The organism is Leucobacter chromiireducens, assembly GCF_051993095.1.
Classification (GTDB): Bacteria; Actinomycetota; Actinomycetes; order Actinomycetales; family Microbacteriaceae; genus Leucobacter; species Leucobacter chromiireducens.
Genome location: NZ_CP197024.1, coordinates 1,314,779 through 1,331,013 on the forward strand (window position 1 = coordinate 1,314,779; position 16,235 = coordinate 1,331,013).

Annotated in this window: 14 protein-coding genes; 5 read left to right on the forward strand and 9 right to left on the reverse strand. The window is 66.9% G+C overall.

Annotated elements, in window-relative coordinates; translation table 11 throughout:
* Positions 1-119: 119 nt before the first annotated feature.
* Both ACR81A_RS05885 and ACR81A_RS05890 read left to right on the forward strand, forming a co-directional pair.
* Positions 120-947: an SDR family NAD(P)-dependent oxidoreductase gene (locus tag ACR81A_RS05885; RefSeq protein WP_202382050.1), complete on the forward strand. Its 828-nt coding sequence runs from the start codon at positions 120-122 to the stop codon at positions 945-947.
* Positions 948-1,083: 136 nt separating this feature from the next.
* Positions 1,084-1,893: an SDR family NAD(P)-dependent oxidoreductase gene (locus ACR81A_RS05890; protein WP_440312990.1), complete on the forward strand. Its 810-nt coding sequence runs from the start codon at positions 1,084-1,086 to the stop codon at positions 1,891-1,893.
* 80 nt (positions 1,894-1,973) lie between these two features.
* On the opposite strand, the gene ACR81A_RS05895 is transcribed toward ACR81A_RS05890, so the two are convergent.
* From ACR81A_RS05895 to ACR81A_RS05930, 8 genes are all read right to left on the reverse strand, one after another.
* Positions 1,974-2,669, reverse strand: coding sequence for an ABC transporter ATP-binding protein (locus ACR81A_RS05895; protein ID WP_440312991.1), 696 nt, complete (start codon positions 2,667-2,669; stop codon positions 1,974-1,976).
* The gene (locus ACR81A_RS05900) at positions 2,666-4,429 is read right to left on the reverse strand and encodes a branched-chain amino acid ABC transporter ATP-binding protein/permease (protein WP_440312992.1); all 1,764 of its coding nucleotides are present in this window, start codon (positions 4,427-4,429) and stop codon (positions 2,666-2,668) included. Before ACR81A_RS05900 ends, ACR81A_RS05895 begins: the two co-directional genes overlap by 4 nt.
* Positions 4,416-5,423 carry a branched-chain amino acid ABC transporter permease gene (locus tag ACR81A_RS05905; protein WP_440312993.1) on the reverse strand — a complete coding sequence of 336 codons (1,008 nt, stop codon included), beginning with the start codon at positions 5,421-5,423 and terminating at the stop codon, positions 4,416-4,418. Before ACR81A_RS05905 ends, ACR81A_RS05900 begins: the two co-directional genes overlap by 14 nt.
* Before the next feature lie 30 nt (positions 5,424-5,453).
* A complete protein-coding gene (locus tag ACR81A_RS05910; RefSeq protein ID WP_440312994.1) occupies positions 5,454-6,638 on the reverse strand; it encodes an ABC transporter substrate-binding protein in 1,185 nt (394 codons plus the stop codon).
* 49 nt (positions 6,639-6,687) lie between these two features.
* The gene (locus tag ACR81A_RS05915) at positions 6,688-7,515 is read right to left on the reverse strand and encodes a MoaF C-terminal domain-containing protein (RefSeq protein WP_440312995.1); all 828 of its coding nucleotides are present in this window, start codon (positions 7,513-7,515) and stop codon (positions 6,688-6,690) included.
* A gap of 253 nt (positions 7,516-7,768) precedes the next feature.
* Positions 7,769-8,731 (reverse strand): helix-turn-helix domain-containing protein, encoded by a 963-nt coding sequence (locus ACR81A_RS05920; RefSeq protein WP_202382056.1) that lies wholly within the window; start codon positions 8,729-8,731, stop codon positions 7,769-7,771.
* 90 nt (positions 8,732-8,821) lie between these two features.
* The gene (locus tag ACR81A_RS05925) at positions 8,822-10,102 is read right to left on the reverse strand and encodes an aspartate aminotransferase family protein (RefSeq protein ID WP_440312996.1); all 1,281 of its coding nucleotides are present in this window, start codon (positions 10,100-10,102) and stop codon (positions 8,822-8,824) included.
* Positions 10,099-11,160: a phosphotransferase enzyme family protein gene (locus ACR81A_RS05930; RefSeq protein WP_440312997.1), complete on the reverse strand. Its 1,062-nt coding sequence runs from the start codon at positions 11,158-11,160 to the stop codon at positions 10,099-10,101. The genes ACR81A_RS05925 and ACR81A_RS05930 overlap by 4 nt, the downstream gene beginning before the upstream one ends.
* A 107-nt stretch (positions 11,161-11,267) precedes the next feature.
* On the opposite strand from ACR81A_RS05930, the gene ACR81A_RS05935 reads away from it, so the two are divergent.
* Positions 11,268-11,882 carry a TetR family transcriptional regulator gene (locus ACR81A_RS05935; protein WP_202382059.1) on the forward strand — a complete coding sequence of 205 codons (615 nt, stop codon included), beginning with the start codon at positions 11,268-11,270 and terminating at the stop codon, positions 11,880-11,882.
* A gap of 24 nt (positions 11,883-11,906) precedes the next feature.
* Here the strand turns inward: ACR81A_RS05935 and ACR81A_RS05940 are convergent, their stop codons facing one another.
* The gene (locus tag ACR81A_RS05940; RefSeq protein ID WP_237462580.1) at positions 11,907-12,617 is read right to left on the reverse strand and encodes a TetR/AcrR family transcriptional regulator; all 711 of its coding nucleotides are present in this window, start codon (positions 12,615-12,617) and stop codon (positions 11,907-11,909) included.
* A gap of 170 nt (positions 12,618-12,787) precedes the next feature.
* Here ACR81A_RS05940 and ACR81A_RS05945 point away from each other — a divergent pair, with 170 nt between their 5' ends.
* Together ACR81A_RS05945 and ACR81A_RS05950 are read left to right on the forward strand one after the other, a co-directional pair.
* Complete coding sequence (locus tag ACR81A_RS05945; RefSeq protein ID WP_202382060.1) at positions 12,788-14,443, forward strand: amidohydrolase; 1,656 nt, start codon at positions 12,788-12,790, stop codon at positions 14,441-14,443.
* A 93-nt stretch (positions 14,444-14,536) separates the two neighbouring features.
* Positions 14,537-16,180: an ABC transporter substrate-binding protein gene (locus tag ACR81A_RS05950; protein WP_440312998.1), complete on the forward strand. Its 1,644-nt coding sequence runs from the start codon at positions 14,537-14,539 to the stop codon at positions 16,178-16,180.
* The last annotated feature ends 55 nt before the right edge of the window (positions 16,181-16,235 follow it).

A 16,235-nucleotide genomic window follows, 5' to 3' on the forward strand; every position in this document is an offset into this window, starting at 1 on the left:
TGTGCTGGGGTGTTGACCAGGCGGGCCGAGTTCTGCCCGGACAGGGAGTTCGCCCTCAGGATGGAAGCATCCCAAAGCAGGGGATCAGTGAACGTCAATGAAGACGAAGGGAGCGCGGCATGGCGACTCAGGAATCGGTACAGGAACGCGTTGTCGTGGTGACGGGCGGCGGAACCGGGATCGGTGCAGCAATAGCGGCGCGGTACGCAGCGGACGGTGCGCGAGTTGCGATCGTCGGGCGGCGCAGGGAGCCGCTTGACGCGGTGGCCGCGGAGACCGGCGCATTCCCCGTTGTGGCGGATGCGGCCGACGGTGCATCGGCTGCGGCGGCGGTCGCCGAGATTCTCGCGCGTTGGGGTCGCATCGACGTGCTCGTGGCCAACGCCGGTGGCCACGGCTTTGCGCCGGTGGCTGAGACGAGTGATGAGAACTGGGCGGCCGCGATGTCAGCAAACCTCACCACCGCGTTCGTGATGGCCCGCGAGACGCTGCCGGCCCTGCTCGCGAGCGCGGAACGCAGTGGCAGCGCTGAGATTGTGATCGTGTCCTCCCTCGCCGGCCTCTTCGCTGGGCCCTCCGTCGCGGGATACACCGTTGGAAAGCACGCGCTCATCGGACTCACGAAGACGCTCGCGCGGGACTACAGTCGGCGCGGCGTGCGGGTGAACGCGGTGTGCCCGGGCTGGGTACGCACGCCCATGGCCGACGCGGAGATGGACGAGTTCGCCTCGCACGCACCGGAGATCGTTGATCGTGCCGCGGGCTACGCGGCGGTGACGCGTGATGTGCCGCTTGGCCGCCCCGCCGAGGCTGCAGAGATTGCCTCCATCGTGCGATTCCTTGGCTCGAGCGAGTCGTCGTACATGACGGGTTCGGTGCTGGTCGCGGATGGTGGAGCGCACATCGTCGACCTGCCGACAGTGGCGTTCGAGCACGCCGGGATGTGACGCGCGCCGGCAGGTGAGGTCCAGTGAGATGTGTAGCAGAGTGTGCTGAGAAAGTGTATCCTGATCAGGGATTCAAGCGCTGATAAAGTGGACCTGAGGTCCAGGCGACCGACGGCTGGGCCGGAAGGGATATGCCATGACTCAGCAGAACAGTGCCCCTCTTCACGACAACGTTGCCATCATCACGGGTGGTGCCGGCGGGCAGGGTGCGGCGGAGGCCGAGCTCTTTCTTGCGCGCGGCGCGTCCGTCGTCATCACAGACTTCGCCGTGGAAGCCGGCGAGGCACTCGCGGCGCGCCTCGGCGAGCGCGCAAGCTTTGTGCCGCACGACGTGACGAAGCCCGAGGATTGGGCGCGCGTCATCGACCACACGCTCGAGCGCCACGGGCGCATCGACACCCTCGTCAACAACGCCGGCATTCTTCGGATGCTGCCGCTCTCTGAGGAGACGGTCGACGCGCTCGATCGTATCCTTGCGGTGAACGTCCGCGGTGTCTTCCTCGGAATGCAGGCAGTCACGCCAAGCATGCGCGAGCAGGGATCCGGCTCCATCATCAACATCTCCTCGCTCGCGGGCATCCAAGGCCAAGCGAACGCGACGGCCTACTCGGCGAGCAAGTTCGCCGTGCGCGGTCTGACCCGCTCCGCCGCGCTCGAGCTCGGGCCGCACGGCATTCGCGTGAACTCGGTGCACCCGGGCACGATCCTCACCCCCATGATCGGTGACCTCGGCGCAGCCGCCGACCACTTCCCATTTGCTGCGCTGGGCCGCGCCGGAAAGCCTGAGGAGGTCGCAACCCTCGTCGCGTTCTTGGCGTCGGCGGACGCGAGCTACCTTACGGGCGGCGAGTACCTCGTCGACGGCGGTTCGGCCGCGGGTGATCCGGTGCAACTGAACGAGGCGCTCGCGCTCGGTGTGCGCACGCCGGATGCCGACGTGGTGTAGCCGTTCGCGCCGCGTGACCTCGCGTACACGTTGGAGGCCCGCACCCGATGGGGTGCGGGCCTCCGCTCGTTCTCCCGGAGCTACCCGCCGAGGTACGCGGTGCGGAGCAACTCGGGATCTGCCGCAAGCGCATCTGCCGCCCCCTGCGGGTGGCTCACGCGCCCGCTTGCGAGCACCATCGCCTCGTCGGCGATGCCGAGCGCGAGGTGCGTGAACTGTTCGACGAGCAGCACGCCCACGCCAGAGTGCGCGATGCTCTGAATGACGGGAAGCAGTCGCATAAACACCACCGGTGCGAGGCCGAGCGACATCTCGTCGATGAGCAGGAAACGCGGTTTCGAAGCGAACGCGCGCGCGAGGACCACCATCTGCTGTTCACCGCCGGAGAGCAGCACCGCCGCAGAGTCGATGCGTTTCTCGAGTTCGGGGAACGAAGCGAGCACCTCGGTGAGCACCGCCTCGCTCTTGGCCGTGAGCATGATGTTCTCGCGCACCGTGAGCGACGGAAAGATCGCTCGCCCCTGCTCGATGTGCGCAATTCCGGCGCGTGCCCGCTGGACGCGTGTGCGTCGCGCAATCGAATCGCCGTCGACGCTAATCTCGCCCGCGGTGTGCGGGATCACTCCCGACACCGACTCGAGCAGGCTCGTCTTGCCCGCGCCGTTCGGTCCCACGAGTGCGAGCACTTCGCCGGCGCGCAGCGTGAGATCGACATCAGAAACGACCGGGCCTGCGCCGCGTGCGACCGTGACTCCGGTGAGCTGGAGTTCGCTCATGAGTTGACCTCCGCATCTCCCATGTACGCCGCGATGACGGCGGGGGTATCGAGTACTTCGGCGGTGGGGCCCTGAGCGAGCACCTTGCCAAAATCGAGGACGGTGAGCTCGCCGCACACCGTGCGCACGAGATCGAGATCGTGCTCGATCAACACAATCGCGGTATCGAAGCGTGATGGAATCCGTGTGAGTCGGTGACCAAACTGCACATGCTCCTCGTGCGAGAGCCCGGCGGCTGGCTCGTCGAGGATGAGCAGGCGAGGGCCTGCGAGTACTGCAGCGGCAACTTCGATGAGGCGGCGCGTTCCCACATCTACGACGGTCAGCGGGGTTTCCGGGGGCGGACAGCCGAGGAACGCGAGCGCATCGGCGAGCTCATCGTGATCGAGACGGCGGCGCGCCACAAAGCGCACGTAGGCCTCGACGGTGAGCTGCGGCGGTACTCGATCTTGCTGGAACGTGCGCCGCAGGCCGCGCCGTGCGCGCTGCACGGGGGAAAGCGTGCTGATGTCCGCGCCGTCCAGCAGCGTGCGGCCGGTGTGCTGCGGAAGGAACCCGCTCACCGCGTCGACGAAGGTGGACTTGCCCGCACCGTTGGGGCCGATAAGGCCCATGATGCTGCGCGGGTGCACCGCAAGCGTCACGTGGTCGAGTGCCGTGAGTGCGCCGAATTGAACGGTGAGCTCGGAGACCTCAAGCACGGGGGGAGCGTCGGCCGGGACAGGGTCGGCGGCCTCGGGCACAGCGAACACGTCGAGCACGCTCGTTGCCACCTCCGGGGGTGCTGCTGCCGCGGCTGCGGCAGCGCGCCGAGTTGCCCGCCTGCGGAGCACGCTGCGGATGCCCTCGCCGAGGTTCGACCCACTCGTGAGCGCTTGAATGCCCAGCAGACCGAAGACGACGAACCCCCAGTCTTGTGGCACCCCCCACTTCTTGAGGAGCTCGGGAACGACGACCCAGAGGATGCCACCGAAGATCGCCATGTCAATGAGATACGCGCCGCTCATCACCGCGAGGATGTAGAGCGCGAGCGACTGCAGCGGCGCGAAGCTCGAAGCGAAGGGGAGCTGCACTTGCCCGGCGAGGAGCCCGCCCGAGATTCCGCCGAGCGCCGCGCTCACCGCGAACGCCGAGAGCTTTGCGGCAGACACACTTTGCCCCACCGCGGCGGTGCCGCGCTCGGAGAATGCGACCGCCTTCCACCCGCTCCCCATGCGGCTGCCCTGCAGCCACGAGACGATCAGGGCGCACAGGATCATCACGATCGCCGCGAAGAAGAAGTACTCGCGGTCGCTGGAGAAGGCGCCCGGGCGTGTCACGGCAATGCCGTCAACCGAGCCGGGGAACTGAATCTGTACAAGCATCACATCGAAAGCTGCAGCGAAGCCAAGGGTGACCACTGCGAGGTTCACCCCGCGCAGACGGAGCGCGGGGAGCCCGATGAGCACACCCGCGAGGCCGCCGGCGAGGCCGCCGAGGAGGAGCCAGACGATGAAGCCGCCCGGCGCCTCGTTCGTGCTGAGCCAGGCCACCACCCACGCACCGATCGCGGCAAACGTGAGCTGAGACAGCGCAATGATCCCGGCTGAGCCGGTGACCACGCCGAGTCCGAGCACGGCGATGATCGCGGTCAGCGCGCTGATGCCGAGGAAGACGTAATAGCCAGACAAGCCGACGCTGAGCGCCCAGGCGAGGGCGACCCCCGCGACGGCGATAGCGATGGGCAGGACTGTGCGAAGACGGCGATTAGCGAGCAGCATCCCACACCTCCTTCCGCTGCGACCAGAGCAGCAACACGACAATGAAGAGGAACGGGATGAAGTTGCGGACGAAGGAGACCGCTGGGATCTGCGCGACGACTCCCGAGATCACCCCGAGCAGTAGTCCGCCAACCACCGCGAGGTCGAGACGTCGGAAGCCGCCGAGCAGCGCCGCAGCAGAAGCCGGGATGATGAGCATCGACAGGCTGATCGCATCGTTTGACTGCGAGGGGGCGATCACCATCACAGTGATCGCCGAGATTGCGCCGGTGACCGCCCAGACGCCTATCGACAGCGGCTTGGCCGCGATCCCGATCAGCTCAGCGGTCGTGGGGCGCTCGGAGAGCGCGCGCAGCTGCGTGCCCACGGTCGTGCGCCGGAGCAAGATCGCGCAGCCCGCAGCGACGACCACCGCGAGGAGCACCATGACGACGGTGACCCAGCTCACCACCACGCCCGCAATAGTGAATGCGGGCCCCTGGAGAATCGGCGCGAACGGCTGCGGTTTGTTGCCGAACAGGATGAACGACAGCGAGATGAGCATGAGGAGTGGGGCGACAGTCATCGCGGATCGGAGCGTCACGGATGCCTCCGAGAGCCACGTCGCGGCGATCCAGCCAATCGCGCCGTTGAGTGCGGCGCCGATGACGACGCCCAGGATCGTGGCCGCCCACACGGGAAGCCCGAGCGAGCTCGCGCACCACACGGCCGCGAACGCCGCGAACATTCCCGTGGCGGCCTGCGCGAAGTTCACGACTCGGACGAGGCGGCTCATGAGCGTGAGTGTGACCGCGAGGACCGCGTAGAGACCGCCGGAAGCAAGGCCCGCGAGGGCGCCCTGCAGGAGCGCGCCACCGTTCATGCGGAGGCTCCGCGGCGCTGCGAGAAAGGGGACAAAAAGCGCATGAGACTCCTCTGCGTGGAAGACGACGGGTGTGGCGCCCGGCGCGGCAACTGCCGCGCCGGGCGCTGCGGGGAGTGAGTTCGCGGGCACCTCACCCGCGGAGAACTCGCTCGCGGGGAGTTAGCTGGCGGGGAGCAGCCAGTCTTCCGCGGCCTTCTCCCAGGCCTTCGTGCCCGACTTCAGGATGACCGGCCAGCCGCCGGGGGTGTAGTCCTGCGCGGCGATCTTGTCGAACTGGTAGGGGAACGCCACCATCGGGCTCTCGATCGGGGCCATGTCATGGAGGGCCTTCGAAACGGACTCGCGCGTGTAGTCGCCGTCCATGCCCGTGAGCACCTCAACGAAGTTCATCGCTGCGAGGTAGCCCCCCTGGCTGAACGAAGTGAGCGCGATGTCGTTCTCCTCCATCAGCGACTTCCAGTCGGCGTTGATCTCGTTGTCATCGGTGAACGGGTAGAACTCGGCGGGAACGTGGACGCCCGCGCCCGTCCAATCGAGCGCGGAGGCGAAGTTCTCGCTGTACACGGCGGTGAGCAGCAGGAAGGAGACGTCGTCCCACCCCTGCGCCTGAGCAGCCTTGACCTGGCCGATGCCGTCGGGCTCAATCGAGTTCACCGCAATGGCCTTGCAGCCCGCGTTTTTCGCCTTCACGATGTAGGGCGTGTAGTCCGAGCCACCGTAGGGCAGGCTGTCGTCGACAAGCAGCGGCTTCTTGCCCGTGATCTCGGTCCACTTCTCAACGCCGGCCAGGTACGCGGGCTTCGTGGATCCCGCAATCTCGAGCAGCACGCAGATGTCGTCGAGCCCGAGGTTCTCGGAACCATTGAGCAGGGTGAGGGTCATGTCGTTGAACGGGCCCAGATTCACCGGGGCGATGTTCGGGGAGTTGAAGCAGCCCGTGTCCACGCCAATGCCGGGCATCGAGAGCACGCTCTCCTGCGTGTAGTAATCCTGGTTGATCTCGCACTCGATGAGCGAGGCGCCGCCCACGAGAGCGACGACCTCGTCGCTGCCGACAAGCTCGCGCGCTGCGGCCGTCGCCGACGCGGGGTCCCCCTTGTCGTCGACGGTCTTGTACTCGATCTGGTGGCCGTTCACACCGCCGTCGGCGTTGACGCGATCAAACACGGCCTGCGCAGCAGCGCTCGCTTCGGGGAAGGTGGCTGCGCCGCTCAGGGTATTGACGGAGCCAATCTTGATGGGGGCGCCGTCGCCGCCACCGGTTCCGCCGCTGCCGGCGCAGCCGCTGAGGGCCAGGGCGGCGACCGCGGTGAGTGCCGCGGCGCCGAGAATGCGTGATTTCATGAGGGGTCCTTTCGAAAGGGAACGAAATGTTTGGGAGGGGCGTGCCGAGCTACACCGGCTGAACGTCGGGGTAGTCGACCGAGCCGATCGGATAGATGTAGCCGCCCGCACGAGAGTGCTCGGCTTCTCCTGCGCCGTTGATGCCCAGGAACGCGCCCGTGGTGCGGAGCGCATAGCCGAGATCGTGCAGCCACACACTCGCCACTGCGATGCGGAATTCGCGGAAGCAGAACAGGTAGAGCCCGTCCTCGAACTTCCACACCGTCGACATGTCCATGTCACCGTGGCCGCGCTGCACGCCCTGCACGCACTGCCAGGCGTACCGCTCGCTCGAGATGTAGACGTGCTCGTAGAGGTGGAAGGGGCTGTAGCGGTAGAGGTTGCGCTTGCCGATCAGATCGCGTGACGGGCCGGGAATCTCACCGCTGGGCACGCCGCCGCCCGTCACGGCCGACCAGAACGTCTGCGAGACGCGCGGCTCATCCCCATCGACGCCCACGCTGTCCGCCGGTCCGATCTCAGAGCGTGTGACGAGCGCGCGGTGCGAGGTGTCGGAGTACACGATCGTGAGGGCCTCGTGCTCACGGGAGCTGAGCGGGAGGTGCACGAACACGACGTCGTCGCGCACACGCACCGCCTCGTACGGGTCGTGATGTTCGGAAGCGGTCGCAAGCGCTCCGGTGCCGCTCCACGCCACCTCGTCCGCGCCGAATTCGAAGGCAAGCTCGCTGCCGTCCTCCAAGGTGAGCGTGAGCGCCACACCCGCGAGCGAGGTGTCGGGCAGACGGAACGTGTCAATGCCCGCGGCGAACTCGTCGTAGCTGCGCCACTCGCTCGGATCGGCCGCGGTGAGGTCGTCGCTGCGTGTCTGGGTCATCGGGTCCACTCCTTTGTGTCGCACGAAACTGCAGACAGCGGTGGCCCAGCCCATCCTCGAGCCTGCCGGGCAACGCTGCCCGTCCTTCGCTCAGAACTGTACGCAGCGTATAGATTTCCCGCACCACATCGAGGGCGGCCTTGCCGTCAGAATCAATGCCCGTGCTCTGCGAGTCAACTCGCATCACGGAATGATTGCGGCCACGCCAGAAAGCGCCCGGCGCTCCGAAGGTGGTGCGGGAGCGTGCGCCGGCCTAGCTGAGGCGCAGCTCGCTCGGGGAGACGCCGTACGCGGACTTGAACACGCGGCTGAAGTGCGCGGCGTCCGCGAAGCCCCACCGGCTCGCGATCGCGGCAACGGTGCGGTCTGCGAGCACGGGGTCGAGCAGGTCGGTGCGGCAGCGCTCCAGTCGGCGCTCGCGGATCCACGTCGAAACAGTTGTTTCGGCCTGCCGGAACAACGCGTGCAGGTGCCGCGTCGAAATATAGTGCGCCGCAGCAATCGTGCCGGGGGAGAGCTCCGGCGAAGCAAGGTGAAGCTCGATGTATGTTGTGATTTTCTGGAGCAGCATCTGGTGGGGATCACGCTGGGCAGGATCCGCATCGAGAATGCTCGAGAACAGCGTGCCCATCAGATCGAGGCTGGTGTGCGCAAGCTTGGTGCGCACCCGGTCGTCGAGCGGGGTGAGCTGCGCGGGGAACTGCGCGAGGAAGGCGGAGACCACCGAGGCGAGGCCCTGGTGCGCCTGACTCAGCGACACCGCGGTGAGCTGTTCTGTGAAGGGGATGGGCAGTTCCAGCCGATCCTTCGGGAACATCATGATGAGGTTGCGGAAATCCTCACCAAAGAGGAGTGAGTAGGGGCGCGAGGTGTCGTACACCGAGAGGTCGCCCGCCCGCATAATGACCTCGCGGCCATCTTGCACGAGGATGCTGGAGCCCGCGAGCAGCAAACTCACCTTGTAGTAGCCACTGCCACCATCCGCGATGTTCTCGGGGGTGCGCTCAACGAGGTGCGGGCGCGCGGCGATCTCCGTGAACACGACGTCGTCGGCCTGCGCTGAAGCGGAGCGAGCTGCGAAGGGTTCGTCGCGCTCGGTGGTGATCTTGAGTGGCACAAAGGCCGAGCTGACGAGCGTGCGGAAGTCTGCAAGCCCGTCAACGTGTGTGGGGCGCTGTCCCGGATCGGACGCGCGCTGCGGCTGGGCCGTCTGCATGCCTCATCACCTCACTGCGTCGCTGCGGTGGCGTGTGTGTAGGGCCCACATCTGGAGCCGCGCTGCCACCCTGTGCCCAGAGACTACACCCTAGAGCGTCGAACTTGCCTCGTCGAGTGCCTCGCCCAGTGCGCCGAGGAGTGCGGGAAGTTCGGCGTGGCCGAACGCGAGCGGCGGGCGAACCTTCAGCACGCTCTCGTGGCGCCCGATGCGCGAAATGAGCACGCCCCGGCGCTTCACGCCCTCGACCACCTGCTTCGCGAGCTCGGGCGCGGGGTGGCCGTCGAGCGCAAACTCGAGCCCGAGGAACATGCCGACGCCCTTCGCCGCGCGCACGAAGTCGTGGCGCGTCGCGAGCGAGTCGAACGCACTCCGGGCCTCCGTGCCGAGGCGCTCGGCGCGGGCCATCAGCTGTTCCGCAGCCATCTCGTCGAGCACAGCCTGGCCCACGGCGGCCGACACCGGGTTTCCCGCGAACGTGTTGAAGAACTCGTTCCGCGAACCGAACTCGTCGAGCACGCGCTCGCTGGTCACGACGGCGGACATGGGGTGGCCGTTGCCCATCGGCTTTCCCAGGGTCACCAGATCGGGATCCATGCCAGCCCATGCGTGCCCCCACATGTGGCTGCCCGTGCGGCCGAAACCGCTCTGCACTTCGTCCGCGATCACGAGTCCGCCGGCGTGGCGCACGCGGTCAACGAGGCCCGCGACGTAGCCCTCCGGCACACGTGCCATGCCCTCGGTCGAGAAGAGTGGGTCGAACAGGCTCGCGGCAAGGCCGAAGCCCGCCTCCTGGAGTTCGGCGATCGCGTCGTCGACGTCCTGCAGCGCGGCGGCGAGTACGAGTTCCGCGGGGCGCGGGTCGGAGTCGAGGTCGGGTACGCGGATCGCGCGCACGTGCGGGGCGAGTGGTTCGCGGGTGCGGAGGCCGGTGGTCAGCTGAGCGAGGGTAATCGTTGTGCCGTGATAGCTATAGTCGGAGACCAGCATGCCGGTCGCACCAGTGAGCTGGCGCGCAATGCGGATGGCGAGCTCGTTCGCCTCCGATCCCGAGTTGCCGTAGAGCACCCGGTCGAGGCCCGGGGCGAAGGTGGCGAGGAGCTGTTCCGAGTAGTCGAGCACGCGCTCATTGAGGTAGCGCGTGTGGATGTTGAGGCGCGCCGCCTGCTCGGTGAGCGCCTGCACCACGCGGGGGTTCGCGTGGCCAACATGCGGCACGTTGTTGTATCCGTCGAGAAAGCGCGCGCCTGATGCCTCAGTGAGCCAGACTCCCTGGCCGGACACGAAGTGGAGGGGCTCGTCGTAAAAGAGCGGTGAGTACGGGCCGATGGTGCGGGCGCGGCGGGCGATGAGTGCGTCGTTCGTGGTCATGGCTTCTCCGTGGCGGGTGGTGCGTCGTGTTTCAGGGGCGAGGTGATGCGGGGAGCGGTGTCCGCGAGAAGCTCCCGTGCGAGGCGGACCACGTGGGGGAGTACCTCGGTCGCATGCCACTCGGCGGTTGGTTCCCCGCGCCGATCGGCTGCCCAGCCGAGGTAGGTGAGTCCGCGGGCCAGGAGCATCGCGGGGAAGGCCGCGTGATCGGCCTTGTCGAGTGGGCGCACGGACTCGTAGCCTGCGAAGAGCTCCGCGCGGTACTCGGTCGCCCGCGGGTGTGGGGTGAAGAAATAGATCGCTGTGGCGAGGTCGAAGAGGTGCCACCCTGCCGCGAAGTCGTCGAAGTCGATGAGCACGAGCCCTGCCGGTGTGCGCAGCACGTTTTCTGGTGTGAGGTCGGCGTGGATCGGACCAAAGCGGTGCTGTGGCGTGCCGTAGGCGGTGAGTACCTCGCGAATACGGACGATCGCGCGGCGCACCGTGTCGAGATCGTCGCCGTCGAGCTCAGTGAGTCGAAGCGGGTCGCCCCACGCGGGGTCATCGCCGACCAGGCCCTCGATGTCCCAGTCGTCGCGCGGCACCGCCATCGTGTAGCCCGAGCGGACGCTCGCGGCGTGGACTTCGGCGGTCAGGCGACCGAGCTCCCGAAAGTCCTCCGGGGAGAGTTCCGCGGTTCCCGCGACGGCGGTGCGCTCGTCGCCAAAGTTGCCCGAGTTCTGGATGCGCAGCTGGAGATCCACCTGGTGCGGGCCCGCGGGGTGATCGTCGCCGACTACGCAGAACCCCAGACCGTCGCGGGCTGGGATGAAGTGCGGTACGGCGACGCCCTCAGTGGACAGCGCGCGCACGAAGTCGAGCTCGCACGCGAGCTCCGCGTCCGAGTGGTACCCGCGGCGGTGCACCCGCAAGACGTACTCGCGACCTCCCGAGCTGAGCGCGAAAACAACGTTCTCCCGCTGTTTCAGCAGGGTGAGTGGGGTGTCTGCGGGCAGCTCGTACAGGGGCAAGGCGGCGCGGGCCAGTTCGATCGCGACGGCGCGCTCGTGGTCGCTCATGGGGCTCCTTTGTGCAGGGGAGTCGGCGGCATCGCCAAATCTATACTCAGAGTATAGAAAATGGATTCCAGGTACACAAGGCTCGAGTTCGGCTCTAGACTGAGCGTGTGACCGAAGAGACTGCTGCCCCGGGAACGACGCTCCGCGAACGGCGGCAAGCGCGCACCCGCCAGGAACTGGTCGATGCAGTGCTCGTGGTCATCGCAAGTGATGGGCTCGAAGCCGCCACGATTGACCGCGTCTCCGCGCAATCTGGCATCTCTCGGGGAACGGTCTACGCACACTTCCCGGGCGGGCGCGATGAGCTGCTTCGTGCAGCGTACGCGCGGCTCGGCACCGACCTCGTTGCGCGCACGCGTGCCGCGGTCTCGGGTGCGGCCGACTGGCGCGGGCGCCTTTCGGCCCACGCGCACGAAATGATCGCGCTCGCCGCAGACCCAAAGCTGGGACACTTCTTCAATGTGTCTGGCCCGACGCTGATTGTGTCGGGGGCGGAGCGCGGAATCGGCTCGGGTGCGAGTGTCGCGATGATCGAGGGAGACCTCGAGGCCGCGCGCGCAGGTGGTGAGGTAGCTCCCGATGTGGATCCGGCTGCGACCGCGGTGCTGCTCGTGGGTGCCCTCCGCGAGGGGGCCATTCGCGTTGCCGGCGGGAGTCGCCCTGACGTCGTGACTGCGGCGTTCGCTCGCCTGGTGGCCGGGCTTGGACCCGCCGCGTCCTGATCGAGGACTGGCCTGTGCGGGATCCTAGCGCCCCGCGGCCCGCCCCGCGGTCTGCTCGGCGGAGTCGAGCAGCGTTGTGACGCCGAGCATAAACGTCTTGCGGTCCTCGAGATCAGCGAGGGGGCCGGTGAACCGCGCGATCTGTGGATACGTGCGCGGGTCGGCGAGGATGGGGCCATCAAACCAGGGCGAGGTCTCCGGGGACGGGTCGAGCTCACCGCTCTCGATGCGCGCGCGGGCGATTCCAGAGGCGGTCGACAGGATGTACGACGACAGTAGTGCGTAGTGCTGCACGACGTCGGCGGGTGGGAGCCCAGCGCGGTCGAGTGAATCGAGAAGCAGCTCTATGGCCCCGAGCTCGCCCGGTCCGTGTGTGGTCAGCACCATTGCCTCGGCGGCGATGGACGGGTGCGCAGCGTATTCGCGCAGTGTTCCCTCGGCGAGCTCTATCACGCGACCACGCCAGTCCTCGGCCGGGGCCTCGATTGTCGCGAGGGCGCGAACGTGCAGCTCGTCGAGGAGCACCTCCATCAGGTGGCCTTTGCTGCGGAAATGGCGGTAAATCGCGGAGGGGTCCACTCCGAGGCTCAGCCCCAGAGCCTTTGCCGAAAACTCGTTCGATCGGGTTTCGGCGGCAACAGCGAGGCCGGCGGCGACGATCATGTCGACGTCGAGGCGCACCTTTCGTGCGCCGGACCGGCCTCGCGTTGGCGCGGTGGCGGGCGTCGTGGTCATTCGATTCCTTCCCTCGGCCCAGCGTAGAGCATCTCGTGCGGGAGGCGGGGCATTGTGGGCGGCGGGCTAGAAAAACACGGTGACACCACCTTTGTCAAAGGCTTTGACAAAGGTGGCCGTTCTCCCGTACGCTCCATCTCATTCCGATTCAAAGTCGAACAAGGAGTGAGATGCCGAGCGAAGTATTGTTCATCGGAGGGGCCGTCTTCACCGGGAGCGGGGAACCGCAGCGCGGTGTCGCCGTCGCGGTGACCGGCGGTCGCATCACCGCGGTGGTGCCCGAAGCTGATGCTGAGGCGCTGGCCGGACCGGATACCCGCAGGGTCGACCTGGCGGGGGCCCTCCTCTCGCCCGGGTTTCAAGACGCGCACATCCACCCGATCAGCGGCGGTGTCGAATCGCTGCAGTGCGATCTGACCGCGTCGGAGAACGCGGCGGATGCCGTGCGCTTGATCGCGGAGTATGCGGCGGCCGCACCGGCGGAGCCCTGGATTCTGGGCGGTGGCTGGTCCATGGACCACTTCCCTGGAGGTGCGCCAACGCGCGGGCTCATCGACGCGGTGACGCTCGATCGCCCGGTGCTGCTGATGAGCCGTGACCACCACAGCACGTGGGCAAACACCGCGGCGATCCGCGCGGCGGGGCTCGACGCCGAGACGCCGGACCCCGAGGACGGACGCATCGAGCGCGAAGCCGACGGCTTCCCCGCCGGCACCTTTCACGAGGGCGCTGGAGCACTGTTCGATCACGTGAAGCCGGCGCTCTCGGAAGAGCTCATCTACCGTGGTCTGTTGCGGGCACAGGATGACCTGATCGCCCAGGGCATCACCGGCTGGCAGGACGCCTGGGTCGGTGCAGACGGGCCGGGCGCCGGCACACTCGAAGCATACGAGCGCGCAATTGACGAGGGCACCCTCAAAGTCCACGTGGTCGGCTCCCAGTGGTGGGAGCGTGATCGGGGGATCGAGCAGATCGCCGAAAAGATTGCTCGTCGTGACACGCGCGAGGCGAGCGGAACGGCAGATCGCTTCTCGCTCGGCACCGTCAAAATGATGGTCGACGGGGTCGCCGAAAACTTCACCGCCGCAATGATTGAGCCGTACCTCGACGAACAGGGACACAGCACCTGCAACCACGGGATCTCCTTTATCGCTCCCGAAATTCTCGAGGCGGCGGTGACCCAGCTCGACGCCGCGGGCATGCAGGTGCACTTCCATGCGCTCGGGGATCGCGCCGTGCGCGACGCACTCGACGCGGTGGCTGCGGCTCGTGCCGCAAATGGCGTGAGCGATGCGCGCCACCACCTCGCCCACCTCCAGGTGGTCACCGAGGAGGACGCGAAGCGCTTCGCCGAGGTCGACGCAACGGCCAACATGCAGATGCTCTGGGCTACGCATGAGGAGCAACTGGACACGCTCACACTCCCGTTCCTGCAAGACGGAGCCGTGAACCGGCAGTACCCGTTCGGTGACCTGGAGCGCGGCGGCGCCCGCCTCGCTGCCGGCAGCGACTGGCCCGTCTCGACGGCGGACCCGCTCGCCGCGATCCACATCGGTGTCACACGGGTCGGTCCCGAGATTGATGCGGAGCCGCTCGGCGGAGCCACGCAGCAGCTCGCGCTCAGCACTGCGCTCGCGGCATACACCTCCGGCACGGCGTACGTGAACCATCGAGACCACGACACAGGCAGCATCCGCGAGGGCTATCTCGCGAACCTGGTGGTTATCTCGCCCAACCCGTTCGATCTGGATCCCGAAGCGCTGCACACCGCACGCGTCCGGGAGACCTGGATCGAGGGCGACCTCGTCTACGCACGCGCCGAATAGCGCGTCCCGGCCTGATCCACTCTTTCCGCTATTTCCTCACCTTTTCATCCCCGCACGCGCCTGGCGCTGCACCCACACCCAAGGAGAACACTGGTGTTCACACTCTCGAAGCGGAGCCGCGCCCGCGGCGCCGCGCTCATCGCGGGCCTCGCTGTCGCAGGCGTTACCCTCACCGCCTGTTCAGGCGGCGCCACCTCTGCTGGTCCGATCGAGTGGTCGGTGACGGATCAGACGGCGGCGCCGTCGGGTGAGATTGATCAGGTGACGTGGGCGAGTTACGCGGAGCCGTTCTCGTTGGATTATGCGTATGCGTTTGATTACGCGGATAACCAGGTGCTCGCGAATGTGTGTGAGTCGTTGTTGCGGTTGAATCCTGATTTTTCGTTGTCGCCGGGGCTTGCGGAGTCGTTTGCGAATCCGACGCCGACGACGTGGGTCTATCAGATTCGTGATGGGGTGCAGTTTCATGATGGGGCGGTGTTGACGGCTGCGGATGTGGTGGCGTCGATGCGGCGTCATGTGGATCCTGCGGTGGGGTCGTCGTGGGCGAGTGTGTACCAGAACGTGGTGTCGATTGAGGAGACGGGGCCGCTTGAGGTGACGGTGACGACGAAGATCCCGGATTCTCAGTTCAATTTGGGGATGGGGGGTTCTGCGGGTGTGGTGGAGTCGGCTGCGACGCTTGCTGCGGCGGGTGCGGATTATGGGAATTCGTCTGGTGGGGTGAATTGCACGGGGCCGTTCCGGTTTGATTCGTGGAAGTCGGGGGAGAAGATTTCTTTGAGTCGGTTTGATGGGTATTGGGATGCGGGGTTGCGGGCGAAGTCTGAGAAGTTCGACTTCGTCTTCATGGCGGACGCGACTGCGCGCACCAATGCACTGAAATCGGGCGAGGCGGATGGCAGCTGGGTGCTGCCACTCGATGCCGCGCGGAATCTCGAGGACGCTGGCAAGGGCGACGTGCTCTTCGGCATGAACACTGCGGTTTCGAACCTGGTGGTGTCGAACCTAGAGGGGCCGCTCGGCGACCCGCGGGTGCGCAAAGCGCTCCTCATGGCGATCGACCGGCAGGGGATCCTCGAGGCAATGACGAGCGGCGTGGGCGAGCCCACGGATGTGTTTACGACCGAGTCGGTGTGGGCCGATGGTGACCCTGCGGCAACACAGGCCGCGTTCACGGACATCGAGGCGTACCCCTTCGACATCGAGGCCGCCAAACAGCTGATTGAGGAGGCCGGCGCGACCGGTCAGGAGATCACGATCGCCACTGCGCCGATTAACCAGGAGTTTGCAGTTGTATCGCAGGCCACCGCGGCCGCGGCGAAGGCCATCGGGCTCGAGCCGAAGATCAACACGGTCACCCCGGCCGCCTACACCACGCTCTTCTCGGACCCGGCCGCGCGCGAGGGCGTCGACCTCTTCTACACGGTCTGGTACCTCTCGAGCCCAGACCCGCTCGAGATGTACTCGGTGCTGCGGACCGGTGAGTTCAGCAACTACGGCAACTGGTCGAACCCGGAGTTCGATCAGCTCGTCACCGACGCGGTCTCGACGATGGATCCCAAGGAGCGCAGCGCGCTCACCGCGCAGGCGCAGCAGCTCGCCAACGCCGAACTGCCCTGGCTGCCACTCGCCGCAGTGCCGAACGCGATGTACCTCGGGGAACGAGTCACTGGCCTCTCGCCGTCGATCGCGTTCCTCTACTACCCGTGGGCCGCAACGCTGGGCGCCCGCTAACCTCACCCCGTCTCGGGCGGCGGCAGCACGCCGCCGCCCGAAACCCTGATCGGAG